The organism is Streptomyces sp. NBC_01515, from assembly GCF_045040345.1.
Classification (GTDB): Bacteria; Actinomycetota; Actinomycetes; order Streptomycetales; family Streptomycetaceae; genus Streptomyces.
Genome location: NZ_CP109416.1, coordinates 5,997,216 through 6,022,034, shown reverse-complemented (window position 1 = coordinate 6,022,034; position 24,819 = coordinate 5,997,216). Strand labels below are relative to the sequence as shown.

22 protein-coding genes, 3 tRNA genes and 1 pseudogene are annotated in these 24,819 nt (G+C 71.3%); 8 read left to right on the top strand and 18 right to left on the bottom strand.

Annotation, left to right across the window (positions count from 1 at the left end; all coding sequences use genetic code 11):
* Positions 1-37: 37 nt before the first annotated feature.
* A complete protein-coding gene (locus OG407_RS27065) occupies positions 38-520 on the top strand; it encodes a MarR family winged helix-turn-helix transcriptional regulator (RefSeq protein WP_405861938.1) in 483 nt (160 codons plus the stop codon).
* Between the two features lie 144 nt (positions 521-664).
* Positions 665-1,129, top strand: coding sequence for a hypothetical protein (locus OG407_RS27060; RefSeq protein WP_405861936.1), 465 nt, complete (start codon positions 665-667; stop codon positions 1,127-1,129).
* On the opposite strand, the gene OG407_RS27055 is transcribed toward OG407_RS27060, so the two are convergent.
* Both OG407_RS27055 and OG407_RS27050 read right to left on the bottom strand, forming a co-directional pair.
* Positions 1,113-1,259, bottom strand: coding sequence for a hypothetical protein (locus OG407_RS27055; protein ID WP_405861934.1), 147 nt, complete (start codon positions 1,257-1,259; stop codon positions 1,113-1,115). The genes OG407_RS27060 and OG407_RS27055 overlap by 17 nt on opposite strands.
* A 49-nt stretch (positions 1,260-1,308) precedes the next feature.
* Entirely contained in the window at positions 1,309-2,247 is a 939-nt protein-coding gene (locus OG407_RS27050; protein WP_405861932.1) for an AraC family transcriptional regulator, read from the bottom strand.
* Between the two features lie 111 nt (positions 2,248-2,358).
* Between OG407_RS27050 and OG407_RS27045 the strand changes: the two genes are divergently transcribed.
* Both OG407_RS27045 and OG407_RS27040 read left to right on the top strand, forming a co-directional pair.
* Positions 2,359-3,216 carry an NmrA family NAD(P)-binding protein gene (locus OG407_RS27045; RefSeq protein ID WP_405861930.1) on the top strand — a complete coding sequence of 286 codons (858 nt, stop codon included), beginning with the start codon at positions 2,359-2,361 and terminating at the stop codon, positions 3,214-3,216.
* A 2-nt stretch (positions 3,217-3,218) separates the two neighbouring features.
* A complete protein-coding gene (locus tag OG407_RS27040; RefSeq protein WP_405861928.1) occupies positions 3,219-3,695 on the top strand; it encodes a nuclear transport factor 2 family protein in 477 nt (158 codons plus the stop codon).
* A gap of 321 nt (positions 3,696-4,016) precedes the next feature.
* Here the strand turns inward: OG407_RS27040 and OG407_RS27035 are convergent, their stop codons facing one another.
* The 3 genes from OG407_RS27035 to OG407_RS27025 form a co-directional block, all read right to left on the bottom strand.
* Positions 4,017-4,238 carry a hypothetical protein gene (locus tag OG407_RS27035; RefSeq protein WP_033285538.1) on the bottom strand — a complete coding sequence of 74 codons (222 nt, stop codon included), beginning with the start codon at positions 4,236-4,238 and terminating at the stop codon, positions 4,017-4,019.
* Positions 4,239-4,462: 224 nt separating this feature from the next.
* Positions 4,463-4,535, bottom strand: a tRNA-Arg gene (locus OG407_RS27030).
* Positions 4,536-4,730: 195 nt separating this feature from the next.
* A tRNA-Ser gene (locus tag OG407_RS27025) sits at positions 4,731-4,821 on the bottom strand.
* Between the two features lie 168 nt (positions 4,822-4,989).
* Here OG407_RS27025 and OG407_RS27020 point away from each other — a divergent pair.
* Both OG407_RS27020 and OG407_RS27015 read left to right on the top strand, forming a co-directional pair.
* On the top strand, positions 4,990-5,478 hold the full coding sequence (locus tag OG407_RS27020) for an SSI family serine proteinase inhibitor (protein ID WP_405861926.1): 489 nt from the start codon (positions 4,990-4,992) through the stop codon (positions 5,476-5,478).
* Between the two features lie 180 nt (positions 5,479-5,658).
* Positions 5,659-10,113 (top strand): PAS domain-containing protein, encoded by a 4,455-nt coding sequence (locus OG407_RS27015; protein WP_405861924.1) that lies wholly within the window; start codon positions 5,659-5,661, stop codon positions 10,111-10,113.
* A gap of 42 nt (positions 10,114-10,155) precedes the next feature.
* On the opposite strand, the gene OG407_RS27010 is transcribed toward OG407_RS27015, so the two are convergent.
* A complete protein-coding gene (locus tag OG407_RS27010; protein WP_403589732.1) occupies positions 10,156-10,734 on the bottom strand; it encodes a TetR family transcriptional regulator in 579 nt (192 codons plus the stop codon).
* 132 nt (positions 10,735-10,866) lie between these two features.
* Here OG407_RS27010 and OG407_RS27005 point away from each other — a divergent pair, with 132 nt between their 5' ends.
* Positions 10,867-12,069, top strand: coding sequence for an MFS transporter (locus OG407_RS27005; protein WP_405861921.1), 1,203 nt, complete (start codon positions 10,867-10,869; stop codon positions 12,067-12,069).
* A 187-nt stretch (positions 12,070-12,256) separates the two neighbouring features.
* Here OG407_RS27005 and OG407_RS27000 read toward each other — a convergent pair whose 3' ends face one another.
* From OG407_RS27000 to OG407_RS26965, 8 genes and pseudogenes are all read right to left on the bottom strand, one after another.
* Positions 12,257-13,933, bottom strand: a complete 1,677-nt coding sequence (locus OG407_RS27000; protein ID WP_405861919.1) for a long-chain fatty acid--CoA ligase — start codon at positions 13,931-13,933, stop codon at positions 12,257-12,259.
* A 196-nt stretch (positions 13,934-14,129) separates the two neighbouring features.
* A complete protein-coding gene (locus OG407_RS26995; protein ID WP_405868622.1) occupies positions 14,130-14,630 on the bottom strand; it encodes a SigE family RNA polymerase sigma factor in 501 nt (166 codons plus the stop codon).
* A 700-nt stretch (positions 14,631-15,330) separates the two neighbouring features.
* Positions 15,331-16,485 (bottom strand): annotated as a pseudogene (locus OG407_RS26990) (lipid-transfer protein); the annotation flags it as partial.
* Positions 16,482-16,883 carry a MaoC family dehydratase gene (locus tag OG407_RS26985; protein ID WP_405861918.1) on the bottom strand — a complete coding sequence of 134 codons (402 nt, stop codon included), beginning with the start codon at positions 16,881-16,883 and terminating at the stop codon, positions 16,482-16,484. The pseudogene OG407_RS26990 and the gene OG407_RS26985, both read right to left, overlap by 4 nt.
* Complete coding sequence (locus OG407_RS26980) at positions 16,880-17,944, bottom strand: acyl-CoA dehydrogenase family protein (RefSeq protein ID WP_405861916.1); 1,065 nt, start codon at positions 17,942-17,944, stop codon at positions 16,880-16,882. Before OG407_RS26980 ends, OG407_RS26985 begins: the two co-directional genes overlap by 4 nt.
* 1 nt (position 17,945) lies before the next feature.
* On the bottom strand, positions 17,946-18,929 hold the full coding sequence (locus OG407_RS26975; RefSeq protein WP_405861914.1) for a bifunctional MaoC family dehydratase N-terminal/OB-fold nucleic acid binding domain-containing protein: 984 nt from the start codon (positions 18,927-18,929) through the stop codon (positions 17,946-17,948).
* A complete protein-coding gene (locus tag OG407_RS26970; RefSeq protein ID WP_403589873.1) occupies positions 18,926-20,107 on the bottom strand; it encodes an acyl-CoA dehydrogenase family protein in 1,182 nt (393 codons plus the stop codon). Before OG407_RS26970 ends, OG407_RS26975 begins: the two co-directional genes overlap by 4 nt.
* Before the next feature lie 248 nt (positions 20,108-20,355).
* Complete coding sequence (locus tag OG407_RS26965) at positions 20,356-20,667, bottom strand: hypothetical protein (protein WP_019055045.1); 312 nt, start codon at positions 20,665-20,667, stop codon at positions 20,356-20,358.
* A 357-nt stretch (positions 20,668-21,024) separates the two neighbouring features.
* Here OG407_RS26965 and OG407_RS26960 point away from each other — a divergent pair, with 357 nt between their 5' ends.
* Positions 21,025-21,927 carry a bifunctional DNA primase/polymerase gene (locus OG407_RS26960; RefSeq protein WP_405861911.1) on the top strand — a complete coding sequence of 301 codons (903 nt, stop codon included), beginning with the start codon at positions 21,025-21,027 and terminating at the stop codon, positions 21,925-21,927.
* Positions 21,928-22,002: 75 nt separating this feature from the next.
* Here the strand turns inward: OG407_RS26960 and OG407_RS26955 are convergent.
* From OG407_RS26955 to OG407_RS26940, 4 genes are all read right to left on the bottom strand, one after another.
* A tRNA-Ser gene (locus tag OG407_RS26955) sits at positions 22,003-22,089 on the bottom strand.
* Between the two features lie 93 nt (positions 22,090-22,182).
* A complete protein-coding gene (locus OG407_RS26950) occupies positions 22,183-23,046 on the bottom strand; it encodes a GNAT family N-acetyltransferase (RefSeq protein WP_405861909.1) in 864 nt (287 codons plus the stop codon).
* Between the two features lie 96 nt (positions 23,047-23,142).
* The gene (locus OG407_RS26945) at positions 23,143-24,102 is read right to left on the bottom strand and encodes a CU044_5270 family protein (protein ID WP_405861907.1); all 960 of its coding nucleotides are present in this window, start codon (positions 24,100-24,102) and stop codon (positions 23,143-23,145) included.
* Positions 24,095-24,712, bottom strand: a complete 618-nt coding sequence (locus OG407_RS26940; protein ID WP_405861905.1) for an RNA polymerase sigma factor — start codon at positions 24,710-24,712, stop codon at positions 24,095-24,097. The genes OG407_RS26945 and OG407_RS26940 overlap by 8 nt, the downstream gene beginning before the upstream one ends.
* Positions 24,713-24,819: the final 107 nt, after the last annotated feature.

The window sequence follows — 24,819 nt, the reverse complement described above, 5'->3', positions numbered from 1 at the left end:
TTAGAGTAGAAACCTCTCACGAGCTAAGGCAATAACCATGCAAGCCAAGCCTCGCCCCACCGCCACCCCGGCGCAGGCGCTGGACGCGATGGACTCCCTCATCGCCACCGCGCAGCTCGGCCAGCAGGAAATGGCCGAGCGGCTGGGCCTGAACGTCACCGATCTCGTCTGTTTCGCCTACGTCATCAGGTCCGGCGAGCACCTCCTCACCGCGGGCGACCTCGCCGCACACGTCCACGTCACGACCGGCGCGGTGACCGGCATCCTCAACCGCCTGGAGCGCGCCGGTTTCATCACCCGCGTCCCCGACCCGGCCGACCGCCGCCGCGTCCGCGTCGCCTCGGTACCGGCCGCGGTGACCCGGGTCGTCGCCCTCTACGGCCCCTACTACGACCGCCTCAACGCCCAGTTCGCCGACTACTCCCCCGCCGAGATCGCCGTACTGAACGACTGGTTCACGCGGACGTCGACGCTGGCGCAGGACTACATCGAGGAACTCCGGGCGCGGGACAGGGGGTAAACCCGACCCCGTAGGTACAGCCCACTCCCCCCACGGTCCGGGAGACCGCTCCATCGTGCCCGGAACCGTACGACGGCATCGTTGACCTCAGCCGGTCAAGAGGGTCGGCGCAGGCCCAACAGCCGCCGTACGGAGGGAAATCCCATGAAGCCCGCCCCGTTCGCGTCCTTCGTCAGGTTCGTGGTGTGCGGCGGCGGTGTCGGGGTCCTGTCCAGCGCGGCGGTACCGCTGCTGGCCGCGCTGATGCCCTGGGCGGCGGCGAACGCCCTGATCACGATCGCCTCGACCGTCCTCTGCACGGAACTCCACGCCCTGTTCACCTTCAGCACCGGCCGCCGCCCCGGCCTGCGCGAGCACTGGCAGTCGGCGGGCTCGGCCACGGCGGCCTACGCGGCGACGTCCGCGGCGATCCTGATCCTCCACACCGTCCAGCCCACCCCCGGCATGCTCACCGAACAGGCCGTCTACCTCAGTGCCTCCGCCCTCGCCGGCATCGGCCGCTTCCTGGTCCTCCGCCTGTTCGTCTTCGCCGACCGCGGCACCCCGGCTCCGGTCGCGATCGCGGTACGGCCGACGGTGGCAACCCCCGCGTTCAGCCCGGCCGCGTAAGAACCCCGGCACACCAACGGAAATGCCCGTCGCCACCGTCCGACGAGAACAGGTCGTAGGTGGCCAGCGCATACGCCCGCCGATAGAGGACGAGCGTGCCGGCCGAGTACCGGAACTCCTCGGCGAACAACCGGGTGAGGGTGGCGGGTGACCATGGCTGAACCGGACCCCCTGGGGTGTCAATGGGCCTGCGGGTGAAGGTCGTTCGGGGAGTGGGAATGCCGTCGCCGCCAACTGCCCGGTGGTTCCCCGTGATGGCGGGTGAACGCTGCCGCGAAGGCGTACGGCGAGGTGTAGCCGACCGTGCGGGCGATGGCCGTGAGGGGGAGTTCGCCGGTGCGGAGGTGGTCGCGGGCCAGGGCCATCCGCCAGTCGGTGAGGTACTGGATCGGGGTCTGGCCGAGGGCGTCGCGGAAGGTGCGGGCGAAGGCGGCCCTCGACAGGCCGCTGATCGCGGCGAGTTCGGGGACCGTCCAGGGGTGGCCGGCGTCTTCGTGGACGGCCTGGAGCGCGGCGTTCAGGCGGGGGTCCGCACAAGCCCGGTACCAGCGGGGCGCGTTGGGGCTGCGCCGGAAGTCGGTGCGGATGGCCAGCACCAGCAGGACGTCCAGGAGCCGGTCCAGGACCGTGGGCCCGCCCGGTTCGCCCGGCGCCGGTGTCGCCAACTCGTGGGACAGCAGCCCGATCACGTCCCGCAACGGATCCCCCACCGCAGCCGACAGCGTCAGCACCTGCGGCAGCGCCTCCAGCAACCCGGCACCGATGTCCCCCGAGAACCGGTACGCCCCGCAGAGGAACACGGTCGCCCGCGGATCCTCCGAACTCCCGTCCTGGGCATGCCTGTTGCGGAACTCCTCCGGTTCGAGGCAGTCCGCGCCCGGCTCGTGCCCGATGTGATGGTCGGGGCCGCCGCGCACGAGCGTCACCTCACCCGGTACCAGCTCCACCGCGCCGCCGGGATCGTCCAGCCACAGCCAACCCCGGCCCCGTACGACGGTGTGCACGGCCAGTTGGATCGACCCGGCCAGGCGCAGTCCCCACGGCGGCTCGGCCACCGTCCGCGCGAAAACGGCACCGGAGGCGCGGGCCCGCGCGAGGCGATCGTGCAGTATGTCCACCCGATCAGTATCCGCGAGGCGACCGCACGGCGGCTCTCTCCGAGCGTCTGGCGTAATGAATCGCGCGATTCACACATTGATCCGCCCCCGTCTCGCTCCCACGATGGAGCCATGACTGGATCACCCCCCACCGCCCTCGTCCTCGGCGGCACCGGCCGTACCGGCTCCCTCCTGGCGCGCCGGCTCCCCGAACGAGGACTGCCCGCCCGCACCGCCGCCCGCCACGGCGCCGACGTGCCCTTCGACTGGGACGACCCGACCACCCACCCCGCCGCCCTCGCCGGCGTCGACCGCCTCTACCTCGTCACCCCCGTCCTGCGGATCTCCTACGCCGACCAGGTGGCCGCGTTCCTCGACCTCGCCGTGGCCGCGGGAGTACGTCACGTCACCTGCCTGAGCACCTACGGCGGCCAACTGGCGCCCCCGGACGTCGACATCAGGGCCGTGGAGGACGATCTCGCCGCCCGCGACACCCTCACGCACACGATCCTGCGTCCCGCGTGGGTGATGCAGAACTTCGGCGACGCGCATCTGCCGGTCGTCGACGGTGTGATCACGGTGCCGACCGGCGGCCGTAGGGAGGCGTTCGTCGACGCGGGCGACATCGCCGCGGTCGCGGTGGAGACGCTGCTCGATCCCGAGGCCCATGCCGGGGCGTCGTACGCGCCGACCGGGCCGCAGGCCCTCACCGTCGCCGAGGTCGCCGACACCATCACCGCGGTGACCGGCCGGCCCGTCCGGCACCAGGACATCGACCCCGAGGCGTGGATCGGCGGTGCGGTCGCGGCCGGGCTCGTCCCCGCCGACTACGCGGTGCTGCTCCGCTGGCTGACCGGCGCCATCGTCTCCGGGAACGGTTCCACGCCCAACGACGACATCGAGAAGGTCACCGGCCGGGCGCCGGCCGGCTTCGAGGACTTCGCGCGGCGGAACGCGGGCGTCTGGGCACACCGGGCGGGGGTGAAGTGACCATGTCCGCATCACCACCCGTACCCGTACCTGTATCCGCATCCGCCGAGAACGCGGGCGGGTTCGCGGCGCTCGATCCGTTCTTCCGGATCGTCCAGGAGGGGCTCGCGGGGCTCGTCGACGGCGAGCACTTCTTCGACCTCCTGGCCGAGGACGTGGTCGTCGAGTACGTCGTGTCCGTGCCCGGCTACCCGCGCCGGGTCGAGGGACGCGCGGCGGTGGCCGACCTGTACCGCGGCTACGGCGACGTCATGATCCTGCACAGCGCGGACGGACTGGCCGTCCACCGGGACCCCGGGACGTCAGTGGTCGTGCTTGAGTACGCCGTGCACGGACGGGCTGTGCGGACCGGGCGGGCCTACGACAACCACTTCGTCTCCGTGATCACCGTCAGGGACCGCGAAGTGACGCACTGGCACGACTACTTGGATCCAGTCGCCGTCTTCCGGGCCGTCGGATGGCCGGCGAAGGATCACTGAAAAACCGCTGGGGAGCTGGCCCATGGCTGACGGGCTTCGCCGGACAGCGCCCATGGAAGCCCAGCCCGCCCTGACTAGCCCGCCCTGCGGAAAGCCTCGTCCATGTCCGAGAAGGGTGCCTGCCCGTCGTCGAGCGGCAGCGTCTCGTCCTCCCCGAAGTCCGGGGCCTGGAAGGGGTTCGTCGCCGGAGGGGGCGATCCCGCGCCGGACAGGCGGGTCGCCCCTTCCGGGGCGGAGAACAGCGAGGTCAGGTCGATGAGAGGTCTCCCGTTCGTTACAGGCCGCTAGGACCTGGTGTGCCGTGAACCGGGCACAGCGGTCCTACAGCTTGCTCATCTTGGAGTACGGGCTCAGGATGCGCTCCTGGACCGACCCGAAGTCGACGAGCACCGCGATTCCGTCCTCGATGCCGATGACCCGGCCGAGGCCGTACATGTCGTGTGTGACCTGGTCGCCGACGGCGAACTGCTTGGGTGCCGCCGCGGCCGGGGCCTTGAAGGGACTGGTGGGCAAATAGCGCTTCGGTGCAGCTGGCTTTGTCATTGACTCCAGTATGGGCCTAGACACGCCACTCGCTGAGGCCGTCCACATCGCTTGTTCATCACAGATCGAGCAAGCGGGAACCACGGAGCCGCCCCGGACGTACCCCTCACGCCCCTGACCTGGCCCTTCCCGGACCCGGCCCGGAACCGCCTCGGGCCATCGAAAAACAGCCGCCGGGGCACACGCGAGAGGCCCCGGATCGCTCCGGGGCCTCTCGTCAGATGTGCACTCGGCAGGATTCGAACCTGCAACCTTCTGATCCGTAGTCAGATGCTCTATCCGTTAAGCTACGAGTGCTCGTTTTCTCTTGTTTTCCTTCGCTGCTCCCGGCCCTTCCGGCCCGCTCGCGGCGACAGGAAGAACATTACATGACTGCCGCCGCCATGTGAAATCCGTTAGCCATACCCCTTGTGAGCTGCGAAAACGGCCTTACGGAGGGGTTCCGGGAACGACCGAAGCCCCGGTCTCTCGGACCGGGGCTTCGGTGTGGTGCGGAGGCGGAGGGATTTGAACCCTCGATGGGATTTGCGTCCCAAACCGCATTAGCAGTGCGGCGCCATAGACCGGACTAGGCGACGCCTCCAGCACAACCACCCGCGCGAGCGCGGAAGGTGCGTGCAGATGATGACACAGACGAGCGCGGTGTCACCAATCGCCTCCCACGGTACTAGGCAGGCGGCCCGCAGGGCAAAGCCGTTGATGCCGGCCGCCGGGTCCGCAACGTCCGGGGGCGGCGGGCGTTAGTCAGGTCATGTTGCAGGTCAACCGTCTCCTCGTGATCGCCGCCGCGTCCGCCGCCACCGTCGGCTCGTTGGCCGCGGTGCCCGCCGTCGCCCTCGCACAGGCCGCCCCCGCCACGCCCCGCACCCTCGCGCCACCGCCCGTCCGCGACGAGGACCGGTCCGGCGGCGACCACCTCACCGTCACCGTCCGGCACGCGGGCGGCGCGGCCGACGGGACGCACGAGCTGTACTGCCACCCCGGCGGCGGCACCCACCCGGACGTGACCGGCGCCTGCGCGGCCGTCGGCCGCAACACCCAGTGGGGAAAGGACCCCTTCGCACCGGTGCCCCCGGACAGCATGTGCACGATGATCTACGGCGGCCCGGCCACCGCCCATGTCACCGGCACCTGGGCCGGACGCCCGGTCGACACGACGTACGACCGGAGCAACGGCTGCGAGATCTCCCGCTGGAACGGGATGGTCCCGCTGCTGCCCGACCTCGGCGCCCATCGCTGAAGACGCCGGGGATTGGTGGTCGGTCACACGTTCTACGTCACTTCACCGTGCGACCTCCCTCTCATCTCACTCCGCGAGCACAAGGACTGCCCTTAGACTCCCTCGCGTGACACGTCGCGGGCAGGTTGGCAAGATGGCCTCCGCGGTCGGCAAGGTGCGGTAACAGGGAGGAAGCGTCTCGTGAGCAGCAGGCCATCCCGAGGCGCTGCTCGCCTCGCAGCCATACTCGACGCGCTCCCGGACGCGTTGGTCCTGGTCAACGCCAACGGGACCGTCGTCAACGCGAACACCATCGCGCTGGAGGCCTTCGAGGCGCCGGGCACCGCGCTCGTCGGGCGCGGACTGCTGGACCTGCTGCCGGAGTTCGACTCCCGGCTCATCCCGGGTTCCATGCGCCGCCCCGACTCGATGGACCCGCGCGGCCGGACCAAGCCCACCCGCATGACCGCCCGCCGCACCGACGGCTCCGAGTTCCCCGTCGAGGTCACCAGCGCCAACCTCGAAGACGGCCAGCAGGCCTACGACGGCTACGGCTACACCTCCGACGAACTCCTGATGCTCGTCGTGCGCGATCTCTCCGGGACCGTGGACACCGAGGCCGAGCTGGCCCGTTCGCAGCGGCAGACCGAGATGATCCTGCGCGCCGCCGCCGAGGGCGTCGTAGGGACGGACACGGACGGGCGGGTCGTGCTCGTCAATCCGGCCGCCGCGCAGATCCTCGGGTACCGCGCCAGCGACCTGGGCGGCAAGGAACTGCACAACCTCGTGCTGCACTCGCGCGCGGACGGCTCCCCCTTCCCGTACGCGGAGTCGCCGCTCGCCGACACCCTGCGGTCCGGGCGCAAGCACCGGGTGCGCGGGCAGGTGCTGTTCGCCAAGAACGGGGACCGGGTCTCCGTCGACCTCACCACCGCACCCGTGCGCGACGGCGACCAACTGGTCGGCGCCGTGATGACCTTCACCGACCGGCGGCCCTACGACTCGCTCGCCGAGGAGAAGGACGCCGCCGACAAGCTGCACCGGGACGAGCTGGAGCGGCTCGACGAGGAGCACGCCTCCGAGCTGACCTCGCTGCGCCAGAAGCACATCACCGAGGTCGAGGAACTCCAGGAACGGCACGAGGAGGAACTCGCCGCGAACGAGGAGCGGTACGCCGCGCTCGGGGAGCGGGAGAAGGACCGGTTCGAGGAGCTGGCCGGACGGCACGAGCAACTCCTCACGCTGCTCGGGCGGTCGTTGCGCGGGCCCCTCGACGAACTGCGCCGGGAACTGGCCGCGTTGGCCGCCGACGACGCGGGCCAGTTGTGGCCCGAGGCCAACCAGGTCCTCCATCACCTCTCGGCGGGGTACTCCCGCATCACGCAGCTCATCGACAACGTGCTCGGCTATCAGCGGCTGGAGACCGGCGAAGGCGGCATCACCCGTACGAAGGTGATGCTGGACGCCGTGGTCGCGGCCGGTGTCGACGGGGCCGTGGAACTGATCGGGCCCGGGCGGGTGCAGTTCGCCGTGCACGCGCCGCCCATCGAGGCCGAGGTCGACCCCGGGCTCCTCGCGACCGCGCTCGCGCATCTCGTCGCGGATGTCGCGGGCGTCGACGCGACCGGCAACTCGCCTGTGTCGGCGGGCGGTTACATGGACAACACGGTCGTCGTGGCGGCGGCGCAGCGCGGTGAGGTCGTACGGATCGAGGTGCGCGGGCCGTATGCCGGGGGAGACCCGGTGCACGAGCCGATCGTGCGCGGGATCGTGCGGGCGCACGGCGGTGTGCTGCAGACCCACGACGTGCCGGGGATGAGCGGCAGCGCGTATGTGCTGGAGGTGCCCATCGGGGGCGGGGCGGGGGCCGTCGCGGCTCCGGCCGCGACCGGTGGCGGCGCCGAACTCGCCCTGCCCGAGCAGGCGTCGGCCAGCAACGGACGTCGGCGGGCCCGGCGGTCCTCCGTGGACGCGTTCCTGGAGAGCGAGGTGCCGGACGGTACCTCCGAGGACACCGGTGGCGGCGGTGAGGCCGCCGTGCCCACCGGGCGGCGCAGGAGGCGTGCGGGCGAGGAGTCCGCGGCGGTCGCGGTGGCCGGTGAGGCGGGTGGCGACGGTGCGTCCGGCGGTACCGGGCGGCGGCGCGGGCGGGCGGCCGAAGGCGCGGCCGGGGACGTGTCCGACGGTGACCCCGAAGGTGTGTCCGGGGGTGTCTCCGAGGGCGCTGTGATGACGGCGGCGGAGCATGCCGCCGGAACTGCCGCTTCCGGTACGGGACTTGGTGGCACCGTGTCGCCGCGAGGTGTGCCCGTGGGCGGTGAACGGCAGGCGTTGCCTGCCGCGTTGCCCGCGAGCGGCTCCGCCGATGCCGTCGGTGACTCCGACTCCGTTGGCGATGACGGGCAGCCGACCGGGCGTCGCAGGCGGGCGCTGGCTGCCGCGGCCGAGCGGGCCGCGGCGCAGGAGGCGGGGGCGCGGACGGTGTTCGCGTTGCCGCCGGCCGAGGCCGATCGGACGCCGGAGGGTTCTGGGGCTACGGCCGGGGCTACGGCCGCGCAGGCGCCCGGAGTTCCCGTCGCGCCCGGGGTTCCGGTTGTGCCCGGACAGATTCCCGGGGGTGTTCCTGGTGGGCATCCCGGTGACGACGGGCGGCACGATGCCGTTCCGGTTGATCAGGGTGACGATCACACTCCGCCTCAGCCGCATCCCTCCGGGGCGCCAACTGGGCGGCGGCGTCGGGCTGTTGCTCAGCCGCAGCCTCAGTCTCAGCAGCAGCAGGCGCAGGGTGTGGAGTCGGTGCCCGTGCAGGCCGGGGCCTCGGTTCAGGCCGGCGTTGCGGTGCAGGGGCAGGGGCAACCTGGTGCGGTGGTTCCGGCGCAGGGGGCGGCCGGGCAGGGGCAGCAGGGGGTTCCGGCGCAGGTTGCCGCGGGGCAGACCGGTACCGCGACGCAGCTTGCTCCCGCGCAGAGTCTTCCCGCCCAGGGGCAGGTGCCGGCGGGGCAGCCGTTGCCGGCCGAGGCGGTTCCTGGTCAGGGCATTCCGGCTCAGGGCAGTCCTGGGCAGGGCAACCCCGGTCAGCCGGTGTCGCCGCAGGGGATCCAGGGGCAGGGGATCCAGGGGCAGGGAGTGCAGGGGCAGGGACTTCCCGGCCAGCCTGTGTCGCCCCAGGGGATCCCGGGGCAAGGAGCCCCCGGTGTTCCCGGGCAGCCGATTCCGCCTCAGGGCATTCCCGCGCAGGCCGTGCCCGCGCAGGGGCAACCCGTCTCCCCGCACGGCATCCCCGGTCAAGTCGCCCCGGTTCAGGGGCAGTCCGGTGGGCCGGTGCCGCCGCAGGCTCTGCCCGCCGCGCAGCCGAACCCGGCCGCGGGTACGCCCGGTGGGGCTCCGGCGCCCGTGGCGGCGAACGGCGCCGAGACCGCCGTAGCGCCGAACCAGGCGCCGAATCCGCAGCCGAACGCCAACCCGAACCCGAATGCTCCCGCGCCCGGCACTCCCGTCGCCGCGCAGGCTCGGGTCGCTCAGCCGCTTCCCGCTGAGGCCGCTGCCGCGCCTGTTGATCCCAACTCGACTCAGGGGCGGGCGATCAGTGTGCGGACGTTGGGGCAGGGGGTGCCGTTCACGCGGCAGGCCGCTCAGGTGCAGGTGCCTGCCGCTACGCCTACGCCTCCGCCGCATCAGTCGGGTGGGGGCGGGCGGCGGAGGAAGCTGGGGACGCGGCCCGAGCCCGCCGGTGCGGTGGCGGAGCAGAGTGAGCGGGCTCAGCCCTCCATGGCCGGGCAGTCGCGCCTCGCGCAGATGACCGAGGGGGCCGGGCGGTCGTACGCCATAGGGGCACCGGACGAGAACGCGGCCGAGGGGCCGGAGCCGTTGGACGGGCCGGGCGGGGCCGTCGAGATCGCGGACACGCCCAGGCCGCAGCCGCTCGACGACGAGCTGCCCCCGGAGCCGCTCGACAACCCGCGCCGACTGCTGGTGTGGCCCGCGCCGGACGTGACGACCACGCAGGCGCTGAGCGACCGCGGGTACCGGCCCGTCATCGTGCACTCGCGCGAGGAGGTCGACGCGCAGATCGCCGCGTTCCCGGCGGCGCTGTTCGTGGACCCGTTGACCGGGCCGATCACCCGTACGGCGTTGCAGTCGTTGCGGCAGGCGGCGGTGGCTGCCGAGGTGCCGGTGCTGGTCACGGCCGGGCTCGGGCAGGCCACGCGTGAGGCGGCCTACGGCGCCGATCCCGCCGTCCTGCTGAAGGCGCTCGCGCCTCGGGACAGTGAGCAGCATCCGCCGCGGGTGCTGCTGATCGAGGAGCACGCGGAGATCGCGCTGGCGCTGACGGCGACGCTGGAGCGGCGCGGGATGCAGGTGGCGCGGGCCGCGAGTGACGCCGACGCGGTGACACTGGCCGGGCAGTTGAGGCCGAACCTGGTGGTCATGGACCTGCTCCAGGTGCACAAGCGGCGGGCCGGGATCGTCGACTGGCTGCGCGCGAACGGGCAGCTCAACCGCACCCCGCTCGTCGTGTACACGGCCGCGGTGGACCAGGCCGACCTGCCGCGGCTGGCCTCCGGGGAGACCGTGCTCTTCCTCGCCGAGCGGTCGACGAGTACCGAGGTCCAGTCGCGGATCGTGGACCTGCTCGCCCGGATCGGTACCAACTAGCCCCAGAAATGGCCCACTTCGCCAAGTGACCCTACAACAGGGCTACTTGGCGACCAGCCGCCGCGCCGCCTCCTTGATCGACTCGCGGAGCCGGTCCCGGTCCGGGTCGTCCGCGCCCACCAGGACGCGGCGCATCTGCGGTACGACGACACCCCAGTTGGCCATCGCGACCAGCAGGAAGAGCAGGTCGCGGGCCGGGATCGCGTCGCTCACGACACCCCGGTCCTGGCCGTCCTGGAGCGCGGCGACCTTGAACGCGTAGTGCTGCCGGCGCTCGGTCTCGTCGGGCAGTTCGGCGGTGCCGTACTCCAGGCCCTCCCAGAAGAGGAGGCGGAGCAGTTCGGGGTGGGCCTCGTGGTAGTCCATGAGGCGGTCGAGCCAGCCCTCGATGTCGTCCGGGTCGACGGGCAGCGCGACGGCGAGGTCGAGCATGGACCTGCCGAGGACCCGCGTGAACAGCTCCGCCTTGTTGCCGAAGTAGGCGTAGATCAGCTGCTTGTTGGCCTTCGCCTCGGACGCGATGCGGTCGATGCGGGCGCCCGCGATGCCGTGCCGGGCGAACTCGGCGACCGCCGCCTCGAAGATCCGGGCCTTGGTGGCCTCGGGGTCTCTGACTCCCATGGGGCCAGGGTACTCGGCGGGCGGCGGTAACCAACTGTTTGGTTGACAGGGAATTCCGGGGCGCCGCATGCTGTTCCAGCTTCCAACCAACCAGTTAGTTGCTGGAGCCGGCTCGAAGGAGTCCTACCGCTCATGTCCTCCGCAACCACAGCTCAGCCGGTACAGATCCCGACGGGAACGCCGGTCCCCACGACCGCCGGCCGCCTCTTCCTCGTCCTCATCGCCGTCTGTACCGCCGTGACGGCCGCCAACATCTACCTCGCGGGCCCGCTGCTCCCCCTCATCGCGCACGACTTCGGTTCGACCCCGTCCGCCGTGGCGTGGATCGCGTCGGTCGCGCAGTTCGGCTACGCCACCGGTCTCCTCTTCTTCGCCCCGCTCGGCGACCGCGTGAACCGGCGCCCCCTGGTCGCCGCCCTCTCCGTGGCCACCACGGCGGCCCTGCTCGCCGGTGCCGCGGCCCCCGGCACCGCCGCCCTCGCGGTCGCCGTGTTCGTCGCCGCCGCCGCGACCGTCGTACCGCAGCTCCTCGTCCCGCTGGTCGCCGAACGCGCCCCCGCCCACCACCGCGCCCGCCATGTCGCTGCCGTCATAGCGGGCCTGTTCACCGGCATCGTGGCCGCGCGCGTCGTGGGCAGCCTGGTCGGCCAGGCCTACGGCTGGCGGGTCGTCTTCATCGGCTCGGCCGCCCTGACCCTCGTCCTCGGCCTCGCGACGGCATACGTCCTCCCGTCCGAGAAGCGGGAGCGGACCGGGCCCCTCTTCTCAGGCGTCGCGGCCCTGCCCGGCCTGGTCCGCAGCTCGCCCGACCTGTGGCGCGCGTGCCTGCGCCAGGCGGGGATGTTCGGCGCGTGGAGCGCCCTGTGGACGACCCTTGCCCTACTGCTCACCGGCGGTTCCTACGGCTTCTCGACCGCGACCGCCGGGCTGTTCGGGCTCTTCGGGCTGGCGGCGAGCGCGGTGGCTCCGCTCGCGGGCGGGTTCGTCGACCGGTTCGGCGCGGAGAAGGTCGTACGGTCCGCGTATGTGCTCGCGGCCGTGTCCGTACCGCTGTTCTGGCTGGGCGGGCACGTGCTGTGGGCGCTGTTCGTCGCCGCGATCGCGATCCACGCGGCCCTGGTCGCCTCCCACGTCGCCAACCAGACCCTCGCCCTCACCACCACCTCCACCCCGGCGACCGCCAACACCGCGTACGTCGTCGCGGGCTTCACGGGCGGCGCCCTCGCTTCGTCGCTGGCGGGGCCGGCGTTCAGCCATTGGGGCTGGGGCGGGGTGTGTGTGGTGGCGGGGATTTGGTTGGTGATCGGGTGGGTTTCGACTGCTGTACGGCGGTGAGGCCCTGCGCGGCATCGGGGGTCTTCGAAGTGGGGCGGTGCGTGCGGCACTCGGCGCCAGGGGGCACTGCGCGGAAATGTGACACTCGACGGGGGAAGTGTCACATTTCCGCGGGGAGGGTCCGTCCGGCAGGGACGAACAAAACCCGCGCCGCTCAAGTTCGAAGACCCGTCATCGCAGGTGCGCGTCAGAGCTTGGTGACGTCCAAGTCACCCTCGGCGTACCGCCTGCGCAGCACCTTCTTGTCGAACTTGCCGACGCTCGTCTTCGGGACCGACTCGATGATCGTCCAGCGTTCGGGGAGCTGCCACTTGGCGATCTTTCCCGCGTCGGCGAGGAAGGCGCGCAGGGACTCGAAGTCGGCGGTGGAACCCTCCCGGAGGACGACGGTCGCCAGCGGACGCTCGCCCCACTTCTCGTCCGGTACGGCGACCACGGCGGCCTCGGTGATGTCCGGGTGGGACATCAGGGCGTTCTCCAGGTCGACGGAGGAGATCCACTCGCCGCCGGACTTGATGACGTCCTTGGCGCGGTCGGTGAGGGTGAGGAAACCGTCGGCGGAGATCGTGCCTACGTCACCCGTCTTCAGCCAGCCGTCCTCGCTGAACTTGTCGGCGGGGCGCAGGGGTTCGGCGTCCGGGCCGTTGTAGTAGGCGCCGGCGATCCACGGGCCGCGCACCTCCAGCTCGCCCGCCGACTCGCCGTCGAAGGGCAGCCGTTCGCCGCCGGGGCCGGTGAGCCGGGCCTCGACGCTCGCCGGGAAACGGCCCTGGGTCAGCCGGTACTCGAATTCCCGATCCGTGCCGACCGCTTCGGCCGGCGGGCGCGAGACCGTACCGAGCGGGGACGTCTCCGTCATGCCCCAGGCGTGGCAGACCCGCATGCCGAGCTTGTCGAAGGCCGCCATGAGGGCGGGCGGGCAGGCCGAACCGCCGATGGTGACCTGGGTGAGCGAGGAGACGTCGCGAGGCTTGGCGGTGAGTTCGGCGAGCAGGCCCTGCCAGATGGTGGGCACGGCCGCCGCGTGCGTGGGGCGCTGGCTCTCGATCATCTCGGCGAGCGGGGCGGGCTGCAGGAAGCGGTCCGGCATCAGCATGTTCACGCCGGTCATGAAAGTGGCGTGGGGCAGGCCCCAGGCGTTCACGTGGAACTGGGGGACCACGACCAGCGAGGTGTCCTGGTCCGTGAGCCCCATCGACTGGGTCATGTTGACCTGCATGGAATGCAGGTAGATCGAACGGTGGCTGAACACCACGCCCTTGGGGTCGCCCGTGGTGCCGGAGGTGTAACACATCGCGGCGGCCTGGCGTTCGTCCAGCTCGGGCCAGTCGTACGTGGTGGGCTTGCCTGCGATGAGGTCCTCGTACTCGTGCACGCGCGCGTGGGCGCCGTCGAGGGGGGTGCGGTCGCCGGGGCCGGAGACGACGATGTGCTCGACCGTCGGCAGCTTGGGCAGCAGCGGTGCGAGCAGCGGGATCAGCGAACCGTTGACGATCACCACCCGGTCCGCCGCGTGGTTGACGATCCAGGCCAACTGATCCGCCGGAAGACGGAGGTTGAGCGTGTGCAGCACCGCGCCCATGGCGGGGATCGCGAAGTAGGCCTCGACGTGTTCGGCGTTGTTCCACATGAACGTGGCCGTGCGCTCGCCGTCCGCCACGCCCAGGTCCTCGCGCAGGGCGTGCGCCAGTTGGGCCGAGCGGGCACCGACCTCCGCGAAGGAACGGCGCTGCGGCTCTCCCTCACCGGTCCAGCTGATCACCTGCGATGTTCCATGGACCGTCGACCCGTGGGTCAGGATCCTGGAGATCAGCAGCGGTACGTCCTGCATGGTGCTCAGCACGGCGTCCTCCCGGGGCGACATTGCCTACGCGGTAGTAAGGGATGCGCTGATTCTGCGCACATACCGCACGGTATGTCACTAGGGGCGGATGATCGATCACGTCACCTTGCCCGGCGGGTGGTTTCATGGCCGACTTCGACGGCAGCCGGGTGACTTGAATCTGATGCCCTGATGCCCGACTGGCCTGGATGCCTGAATGGCCTCTGGCGGGCTGACCTCAGCGGGCGACACCCAGCTCGGGGTCCTCGCGCAGCTTGCCGAGCGCCCGCGACACCGCCGACTTCACCGTACCCACGGACACCCCGAGCACCTCGGCCGTCTGGACCTCGCTGAGGTCCTCGTAATACCTGAGGACGACCATCGCCCGCTGCCGCTCCGGCAACTTCGCGATCGCCCGCCACATCGCGTCGTGCAACGCCTGCTGCTCGGCCGGATCCTCCGCGCCGCCGATCGTCTCCGGCTCGGGCAGCTCGTCGCACGCGAACTCGTCGACCTTCCGCTTGCGCCACTGCGAGGTCCGCGTGTTCAGCAGCGCGCGGCGGACATAGCCGTCCAGCGCGCGGTGATCCTCGATCCGCTCCCAGGCGACATACGTCTTGGTCAGCGCGGTCTGCAACAGGTCCTCGGCGTCACACGGATTCGCCGTCAACGACCGCGCGGTGCGCAACAGCACGGGCTGCCGGGCCCTCATGTACGACGAGAACGAGGGATACGTCAGCGCCTGGGCCCGAGCCTGCCCTGGCGCCGGGGTCCCGGTCGGAGACTGGACCTGAGACTGGGGTTGGGCCTGAGACTGGGGTTGGGATTGAGGTTGAGCCTGGGTCTGCGTGGCCCGCGCGGCGGGCCGGGTGACTGTCCGCGTGGCGGGCCGTGCGGCCGGCCTGGGTGCGGGCCGGGTGGCAGGCCTGGTGGCGGCTCCGGCGGCGGCCCGTGCGGCGGCGTTCGACGCGCTGATGCAGACTGCTGTGGTCATGGCTCCACGCTATGAGTGACCCCCACACCTCCGGATCGGCCGCAGGTCCCGAAGCAGACTCCGCCTCAGGTTGTAGGGGTGGGGCTGGCTCCACCTCCTGAAGGTGGACGAGCGCCTGACATGTACTGCGGGTTTACCCCTGGGGGTCACCCGTCTGAGGTATGAGGGGTGGGGGCGGTAGGGGTGGTGGGGCTGTTGAAGCGGCGGAGGTTGAGAGAGCGGCCGGGGTCGTAGGGGCGGCCGGGTCTGCGAGGACGGTGGCGGTCGCCGGGGCCGTGCGGCCGGTGGAGATCGCCGGGGCGGCAAGGGCAACGGCGGCTGCCGCCAAGCCGACAGGAGTCGCTGGCGCGGCAGGAGCTGCCGCCGAGGCGGCCAGGGTCGCCGGAGCCGCAAAGACGGCAGACGCTGCCGCGAAGGCGGCCGGAGTCGCAGGCTCCGCAAGGCCCGTGAGCACCAGTCCCGACGTAGGCACCCCCGTCCCCGCCGTCACCAGAACCCGATCAGCCCCCGGTATCTGGTTCGCCGCGGTGCCGCGCAGCTGGCGGACCCCTTCCGCGATGCCGTTCATCCCGTGGAGATACGCCTCCCCGAGTTGTCCTCCGTGCGTGTTGATCGGCAGTCGATCCTCGGCCACGAAGTCCGCCGCCTCCCCCTTTCCGCAGAACCCGAACTCCTCCAGCTGCATCAGCACGAACGGCGTGAAGTGGTCGTACAGGATCGCCACGTCCATGTCCTCCGGGCCCAGCCCCGCCGTCCGCCACAACTGCCGCGCGACCACGCCCATCTCCGGCAGGCCGGTCAGATCGTCGCGGTAGAAACTGGTCATCTGCTCCTGCGCCCGCCCGGCACCCTGCGCCGCCGCCGCTATGACCGCGGGCGGACGCGGCAGGTCGCGGGCCCGCTCCACCGAGGTGACGACGATCGCCTGGGCCCCGTCCGTCTCCTGACAGCAGTCCAGCAACCGCAACGGCTCCACGATCCACCGCGACGCCGCGTGCTCGGCGAGCGTGATCGGTCTGCCGTGGAAGTACGCCGCCGGGTTCGTCGCCGCGTACTTGCGGTCGACCACCGCCACCTGCCCGAACACCTCCGGCGTCAGCCCGTAGGTGTGCAGATACCGCTGCGCCGCCATCGCCACCCACGACGCCGGCGTGAGCAGCCCGAACGGCAGCGCCCAGCCGAGCGCCGCGCCCTCCGCCGACGGCTCCCGGTGCGTCACCCCCGAACCGAATCTGCGCCCCGACCGCTCGTTGAAGGCGCGGTAGCAGACCACCACCTCCGCGACCCCCGCCGCCACGGCCAGCGCCGCCTGCTGGACGGTCGCGCAGGCCGCGCCACCGCCGTAGTGGACCCGGGAGAAGAAGGACAGCTCACCTATCCCGCAGGCCTGGGCCACGGTGATCTCCGGGTTGGTGTCCATCGTGAACGTGACCATCCCGTCCACGTCCGCCGGCGTCAGCCCCGCGTCGTCCAACGCGGCCCCCACCGCCTCGACCGCCAGCCGCAACTCACTGCGCCCCGAGTCCTTGGAGAACTCCGTCGCCCCGATCCCGACGATCGCCGCCTGCCCACCGAGGGTGTCGCGGGTACGGGTGCTCATGTCCCGGCCTCCCTCGTCCTCGGCACGGTGACCGTGACCGTGCCGGTCACATGCCTGCCGATGCCGTTCGCCCCGAGCACCCGCACGGTCGCGGTGTCGCCGTCCGTCTCCTCGATCCGCCCCGTCAACACCATCGTGTCGCCGGGGTAGTTGGGCGCACCGAGCCGTATGGCCACCTTGCGGAGGACCGCTCCCGGTCCGAAGTGGTCCGTGATGTAACGCCCGACCAGACCGTTCGTCGTCAGGATGTTCATGAAGATGTCGGGGGAGCCCTTCTGCCGCGCCGCCTCCGCGTCGTGGTGCACGTCCTGGTAGTCCCGTGAGGCGACGGCCCCGGCGACGATCAGGGTCCGGGTGATCTCGATCTCCAGCGGGGGCAACTCCTCACCTGCCCTCATGACCGCATCTCCTCGCTCACGATCAACTCCCCCAGTTCTTGCAGCACTTCGCCCCCGCCACCTAGATACGCGTCCAACTGCCGCCCCCAGAGAAAGTGCCGGTGCACCGGATGGTCCAGGTCGGCCCCCGCCCCGCCGTGCAGATGCTGACCCGCGTGGACGACACGCTGGCCCGCCTCGGACGCCCACCAGGCGGCGGTCAACGCGTGCGTGGCGTACGGCAGCCCCGCATCCCGCCGCCAGGCCGCCTCGTACGCCGTCACCCGTATCGCCTCGATGTCCATGTGCGCGTCGGCCGCCCGGAGTTGAACCGCCTGCCGCGTCGCCAACGGACGCCCGAACTGCTCCCGGGCATTCACATGCGCCACAGCCCGAGCGAGCGAACCGGCACACACCCCGGCCTGGAGCCCGGCGAAGGCCGTGCGTGCGGTCGCCAGAACGTCCGTATAGGGAGAGGGAGTTGGGGGCGAAGCCGAGGAGCGGGCATAGGACCCGAGCCGCTCCGCCGATGCCCCGTCCAGCGTCAGTCGCCCCGCCGACCAAGGTGCCGTCAGCTCGACCGCCTCGACGCGCGCGGCCTCCGTGACCGGGGTCAGCCACAACCCCCGCTGATCGTCGGCGACAAGAACATGCGTGGCATCCCGCAGCCAGGGAACGACAGGAACCGTCCCGCTCAACTCGCCCTGTACGGAGGCCCGCACACCCCCCTGCGCCGGAAACGCCCCGCACACCACCACCGACCCGTCCCCGATCCCCGGCAACAACCGCTCCCGCTGCTCGGGCGAACCATGCGCCGCCACCGCCAGCAGCCCGTACACACAGGTCGACGCGAAGGGCACCTGGGCCGTCGTCCGCCCCTGTTCCTCCAGGAGCAGCACGAGACCGAGCAGGCCCAACTCCTCGACGGCGCCCACCAGTCCGGCCGCGCACAGGGCCTTCCACAGCTCGGGATCGCTGTCCGTCCCGGCCGCCGTGAGCCGCTCGGGTGTCGCGAGGTCGCCGAAGATCCGGGCGGCGAGATCACGGGCCGCCGTCTGCTCCTCCGTGGGCGTGAAGTCCATGTCAGCCCACCCCGCCCTCTCGGCCTTCCTGGACCCGGAAGACGGGGAGCACCAACGGGCCGGCCTCGTCGCCGGCCCCCTGAGGTTCGTCGTACCGCCGGAATTCGAGCCGTACCGGCAGCCCGATGCGCACCTTGTCGTACGGCACCCCCACCACGTTGCTGACGATCCGCACGCCCTCGGCGAGTTCGATCAGCCCGACCGCGTAGGGAGGATCGAAGGCGGGGAAGGGCGGGTGGTGCATCACCACATACGAGTAGACGGTCCCCTCCCCGCTCGCCTCGACCGTGTCCCAGTCCAGGCCGCCGCAGGCGTTGCAGCCCGGCAGCCAGGGGTGGCGCAGCGTCCCGCAGTTCGTGCAGCGCTGGATGAGGAGTTGATGCCGCTCCACGCCCTCCCAGAAGCCGGCGTTGTCCCGGTTGACGACGGGCCGCGGCCGCCGCGCGCGGGCCCCCTTCCCCTCCCGTTTGCCCTCCTCCTTCCCCTTCCCCCTCGGGTGTGCGGGGGCGTACTTGAGGATGCGGAAGCGGTGGGTGCCGACGAGGTCCGGGCCCACCCGGACGTCCATGCGTGTCGTGACGAAGTACCCCGTGCCCAGCTTCGTCGTCTTGCGGTCCGACACCGACTCGATCACCGCGTCGAACGTGACCTCGTCGCCCGGCCGCAGAGGCCGTAGGTACTCCTGCTCGCAGTCGGTGGCGACCACCGAGGTGCAGCCCGCCGCGTCTAGGAGGTCGAACAGCTCGTCGTAGGCCCCCGTGCGTCCCGTGTGGCCGGAGAGGCCGCCCATGGTCCACGCCTGGAGCATGGTGGGCGGGGCGACGGCGTCCGGGCCCGCGTACGCGGGATCGGTGTCGCCCATGGCCTCGCACCAGTGCCTGATCATCGGCTCGTTGACGGGATCCTTGCCCCGGCCCGCGACGGCCGCAGCCCGCCCCTCGTACGTCCTGAGCCGCGCCCCCAGCTCGTCGACCACTGTGTTCACCTCCGCCCCCTCGTCATCCCGAGCCGCATCGTCGCGACGATCTCCCGCTGCACCTCGCTCACCCCGCCCCCGAACGTGTTGATCTGTGCCGCCCTGTTCAACCGCTCCAGCTCGCCGTCCCCGAACGCGCCCGGCGAGCCCGAACGCACCAGTCCTGCCAGTCCCGCCGGTCCGTCCGCCCCGGCGATGTGCTGACATATTCGGTACACCGCCACCGTCGATTCGGTTCCCACGACTTTCACGCCGCTCGCGTCGCCGGGGGCCAGCCGGCCCGCCCCGACATCACCCACCAAACGCCAGTTGAGCAGGCGCGTTGCCGCCAGCCGGGCATGTGCCTCGGCCAGCTGTGAGCGCACCCACGGCTCGTCAACCCGGCGCCGCCCCGTCACCGGATCGGGCGTGCGGGCGGCGGTCAGCACGGCGGCGTAGAACTCCTCGGCCTGCATTCCGGTCGCGGCGAGGGCGACCCGCTCGTGGTTGAGCTGGTTGGTGATGAGGGACCAGCCCTCGTTCTCCGCGCCGACAAGGTTGCCGGCCGGGACGCGGACCCCGTCGTAGTACGTGGCCGTCGTCCGCTGCCCGCCGACCGTCTCGATCGGGGTCCACGAGAAGCCGGGTGCGTCGGTCGGGACGAGGACGATCGAGATGCCGCGGTGCTTGGGGGCCTCGGGGTCGGTGCGGCAGGCGAGCCAGATCCAGTCGGCGTTGTGGGCGTTGGAGGTGAAGATCTTCTGCCCGTCGATCAGCCAGCCTCGCTCGTCACGCACCGCGCGCGTCCGCAGGGACGCGAGATCCGTGCCGGCCGAGGGTTCGCTGTAGCCGATGGCGAAGACGAGTTCCCCGCGCAGGATGCCCGGCAGGAGCGCGGCCTTCTGTTCCTCGCTGCCGTACTTCATGAGGGTCGGTCCGACGGTGTTCAGGGTGACCATCGACACGGGCGCGCCCGCGCGGTAGGCCTCGTCGAAGAACACGAACTGCTCGTCCGCGCCCCGCCCTTGACCGCCGTACTCGACCGGCCACCCGAGCCCGAGCCAGCCGTCGCCGCCGATCCGGCGCAGCAGGGCCCGCTGGCCCTGGGGGTCGTCCGCGCCGGGTGGCCCGTCCGGCATCAACTCGGCGAAGTAGGAACGGAGTTCGGCGCGCAACCGCCGCTGGCGTTCGGTGGGGGCGAGGTGCACGACGGCGGACCTCCGGGGCGACGTAGGTGTCGTGGGCGTCGTACGGACAAGGGTTTCTGACTGTCCGTCAGATGCCGTGCACTGTCAAGGTCGTCACGGCACAGCCGTCCATCCGCCCGGGCACGCGCGCGTGGTGCACGAAAAACGTCTGCGCGGCGGTGCCGTAGCACCACCGCGCAGACGCGTCACAACCCCAGAGAGCACACCTCACGCACCCCCGCGCATCCCCACGCGGAAGTCGGGCGCGGCTACCAGAAGTTGGCGAAGTTGACGGCGACGTTCTCGTTTCCCTGGTTGATGGCGGTGAACGCGGACCCGTTGACCTGGGCGGTGTTGCTCTGGTTCGAGGCCCCCGAGCCGACCGCCTGCTGCTGTGTGGTGGACGAGTTGCCCTTGTTGTCGTGCCCGACCCCGCTCCCGCTGACGGTCGCCACACCCGCGTTCGATCCGTTGCCCGCGATGGCGCCGTTGTCCGCCGCCGCGACGCCGGTGAAGAGGGCGGCTGCCAGCGGGAGGGCGGAGACGGCGGCGATGACGCGGGCGGTACGGATGCTTGCCATGTTGTTCCTCCAGAACAGGTTGCGTACCGGCTTCGTAGCCGGACGCACATGAAGTACGGCTTCTACCAGGGCAGTTGGCCGACCGCCTCGGTGTTGTGCACGACGTCGCGGAACCAGAGTTGCCCACCGAATCCCCGGCGAACCAGACCGGAAGCGGTTATTCCCCCTGAAGCGTGATGACAAGTCGATAAACCCCTTCACCCACCTTCAAGCCGCAGTTCAGGGCAGTACGGACAGCTCGCCCCAGGCGCCCCAAGAGGCGAAGCGTTCCGCCAGATTTCCGGCCAATCCGCCCGCCTCGGCGAGTCGCCGCCTCCCCCTCTTCCCTTTTTCGAACACTCGTACGAACATGGAGGTATGGCCACCACAGACCGGCAGGCCACGACGCTGGCCCTCGCACACGCCCTGTCAGCCGCCGAACGCGGACTGGCCGTGATCCCCCTGTCCCGCACGAAACTCCCGGCCCTGCGCTCCCCGCACCACGACGATCCGTCGCCCCCGGCGGGCGAGGCGGGCACGGTGAACCCGGCGGGCCCGCGCTGCCACGGCGAGTGCGGACGCCTCGGCCACGGGGTGTACGACGCCTCGACCGACCCGGCGCGCATCCGCGAACTGTTCGCCGCCGCGCCCTGGGCCACCGGCTACGGCATCGCGTGCGGACTGCCGCCGCACCATCTGATCGGCATCGACCTGGACACCAAGTCCGGCACGGACTCCTCGTCCGCCCTGCGCGAACTCGCCCTCCGCCACCTGTTCACGATCCCCGAGACCGTCGTCGTCCTGACCCCCAGCGGCGGCCGCCACCTCTGGCTCAGCGGCCCGCCCGACGTGACCGTCCCCAACTCCGCGAGCCGGCTCGCCCCCGGCATCGACATCCGCGGCGCCGGCGGCTACCTCGTAGGCCCCGGCTCCCGCACGGACCACGGCCTCTACGGCGCCGCCCCGGCCACCGCCCACCTGGCCCCGGCTCCCTGCCCGCCCTCGCTCCTACGCCTCCTGCTCCCCCCACCCCGCACGAACCACCCCACCCCCGCCTCGACCGGCCAACACGGCCAGGGCCTGGTCCAGTTCGTCCTCGCCGCCCACGAGGGCCAACGCAACACCCGCCTCTTCTGGGCAGCCTGCCGCGCCTACGAGAACGACATCGGCCCCGCGCTGATCGACCCCCTGGTGGAGGCGGCCCTGGGCACGGGGCTGTCGGAACGGGAAGCCCGGGCGACGATCGCCTCGGCGGCCCGGATGACGGGGCATCGGCCGTAGACCCGGTCCGCGACACCCGTAAGAGAGACATGCGTAAGGGGTGTCCTCCTTGGAGGACACCCCTTACAAACACCGCGGTGGGTGTGGGATTTGAACCCACGGTGACATCGCTGCCACGACGGTTTTCAAGACCGTTCCCTTAGGCCGCTCGGGCAACCCACCTGCGCACGCGCCCACCAGGGACGGAGCGGGTACAGCGTACCGGCACCGAGGGGTTCGCGGGGTGCGTGGTCCGGCTTCGCCGGCCAGGGTCGGCTACTCCGCCGCCCCACCCGAGAAGTCGTACACAGCCCAGTCGGTGATCCGGACATACCCGAGCCGTTGGTAGAGGGCGTTGCTGGTCGGGTTGCCCGGGTCCGTGAAGAGGACGACCTCCTTCGCGCCCGTGGCCAGGGCGGCTCTCGTCACCTCGGTCGTCACGGCGGCGGCGTAGCCGCGGCCACGGAGGTGGGGCGGGGTGTAGACGGGGTCCACGCGGACCATGTCGCCGATCTTCGCGGTCGAGCCGGCGATGGAGACCGGGGTGCCGTCCGGGGTCTCCCAGAAGGTGAAGTGCTTGTCCGCGAAGCGGGTGTCGGCCCAGGAGGTGGGGAGGACCTCGTCCACGGCGGCGGCGAACTCGTGGCACCAGTGGACGACTTGGGCGTGGTCCCCCTCGCCCGCGACCCGGGCGTGGCCCTCCGGGAACGGTTCCGGAGGGGTGAGGGTGCCGAGTCGGTACAGGTGGAGGCGGACGCGGAGTTTCGACGTCGCGCCGGTGTGCCGTTGCCATGCCTCCGCGAAGGCGGTCGCTGTGTTCTGGTCCGCCGTGACGTAGGGCAGGGAGTGCCCGAGGCCCGCCAGGTGGGCGGCGAGGCCGTCGGCCTGCTCGGGGGTGAGGGAGGTGGGTGCCAGGCCGCGGGACGGGAGGCGGTAGAAGGTGGCGCCGACCTTGCCCGCTCGTTCCAGCCGGCCGAACAGGGTGGCTCCGTCGCCGTATTCGGCCGACCCGCGCGTGCGCAGTCTTTCCATCGTCGTCAACGCCGTGGTGTGCGGGGCGGGGCGCGAACGCAGGAACTCCCCGCCGCCGGCGAGGAAGTCGTCCAGGTCTTCGGTGAGGTGCCAGTCATCCGGTCGCATGGTTCATGATTTCCCGTGCCGGCGGCGTGCGCCTGTGTTTTGCTCAGCGATCCTCGCCGAGTACTCAGGCACCCCGCCGACCGGCACGTCACGCCCCTACGGCCGCTGCATCACCCGGTCCACCACAGCGCTCGCGGCGACGTACGACCACTGTTCGTACGTCGTCCCGCCCGCCGTGCGCCGATCGTGCATGCCGAGGTACCGGTAGGTCTTCGCGTCGAAGACCAGGACCGGGGCGCCCTTCGCCCAAGGGGTTCCGGCGGGTCCCACGTACTGGATGCCGATGCCCACGCGGCCGTCGGCGTCCTTCTGGTGGGGCAGGACCTTGATGCCGGGGACGGCGGCGAGCGCCTCGTAGGCTGCCGAGCGCAGCCCCCTCGGCAGCACAGAGGTGCGGAGCAGACCGGAGACGAAGACCTGGGTGATCGGCCAGTCGGCGGCCTTCATCGGCCTGTTGAAGTCCGGCTTTCCGGGACCGTCCCGGAGGGCGATCAGCAACTTGCCCGGATCGGTGGGCAGTTGCTTCAGCAGGGGCCACCTGCGCGGCGGCCAGTCGGTCTGGTTCGGCGGATACACCGGGACCCATTGCTTCTGGCCCAGCTCGCTGACGTAGGACCTCTTGGAGCCGTCGACCGAGTCCCAGCTCTCGTCGACGTACGTCCTGGTCCGGCCGCCGCCGGTCGGGGTCTCCTTGATGATCTCCTTGGTGTAGATGAACTGGTCGTCGCGCGGGGCGATCGGCCTCTCCAGTCGGCGTTCCTCGGTCGCCGCGCCGTGCAGCACGGTGGTCGCGCTCACCGGCTGGGTGCGGGGGGAGGAGTCGTCGTTCGCGGCGATCACCACACTCGTCGCCACCGCCGCGGCCGCGACGCCCGCCACCGCCATCCGCAGCACCGGACGGCGTCGTACGGCCGCGGGAGCGGGGGCGAGGGTGGTGGGCGTGAGCATCGCCTGGTGGAGGCGGAAAAGGGCACGCGCGCGTGCGGGGTCCGTGAGCGGGGGTGTGTCGGCGTCCCACTCCCTCAGGAGGTGGAGTTCGTTCCTCGGTTCACTCATCGTCGGATTCCTCTCGGAAGGCTGTCGGATCGGATCCGCCCAATGCGTCGCGAAGTTTTCTGCGGGCCCTGTGCAGCCGTGACCGGACCGTCCCCACCGGTACCTCCAGGGCGCGGGCGACCTCCTCGTAGCCGAGGTCGGCCCAGGCGACCAGCAGCAGCACGTCCCGGTGCCGGGCGGGCAACCGGGCCATCGCCAGGGCCAGTTCGCCCCGTACGGCCTGTGCGCTGACCCGCGCGGCCACCCGGTCGGCGACCGGGTCCTCGGAACCGTCGGCGCGGGCGGCCGACGGCAGCCGGCCGATCGCCTTCAGCCGCCGGGCCTCGGCACGCCGGTGCCTGCCTATGAGGTTGGTCGCGATACCGAACAACCACGGGCGGGCGTCGGCCAGTTCCGTGTTGTACCGGAAGCGCTGCTGGAACGCGGTGGTGAACGTATCCGCCATCAGGTCCTCGGCGACCTCCGTACCGAGCCGGCGCGCCGCGTAACGGTGCACCGAGTCGGCGTGGCGGTCGAAGAGCACGGCGAATGCCTCGGGCTCAACCCACGACCGTTCGATCACCGAGGCGTCACTGTCCTGCCCCACGCTGACGCCTGGTCGGACGGTCATCGGGGCTCCTCTCGTCCTTGCGGACACGCTGATGAAGATTGGGCTTTCACCCGTACTTCGCCGCAGGGAGGAATCCAGTTCCCGAATCGAGGTCCCCAAGGTCCCCG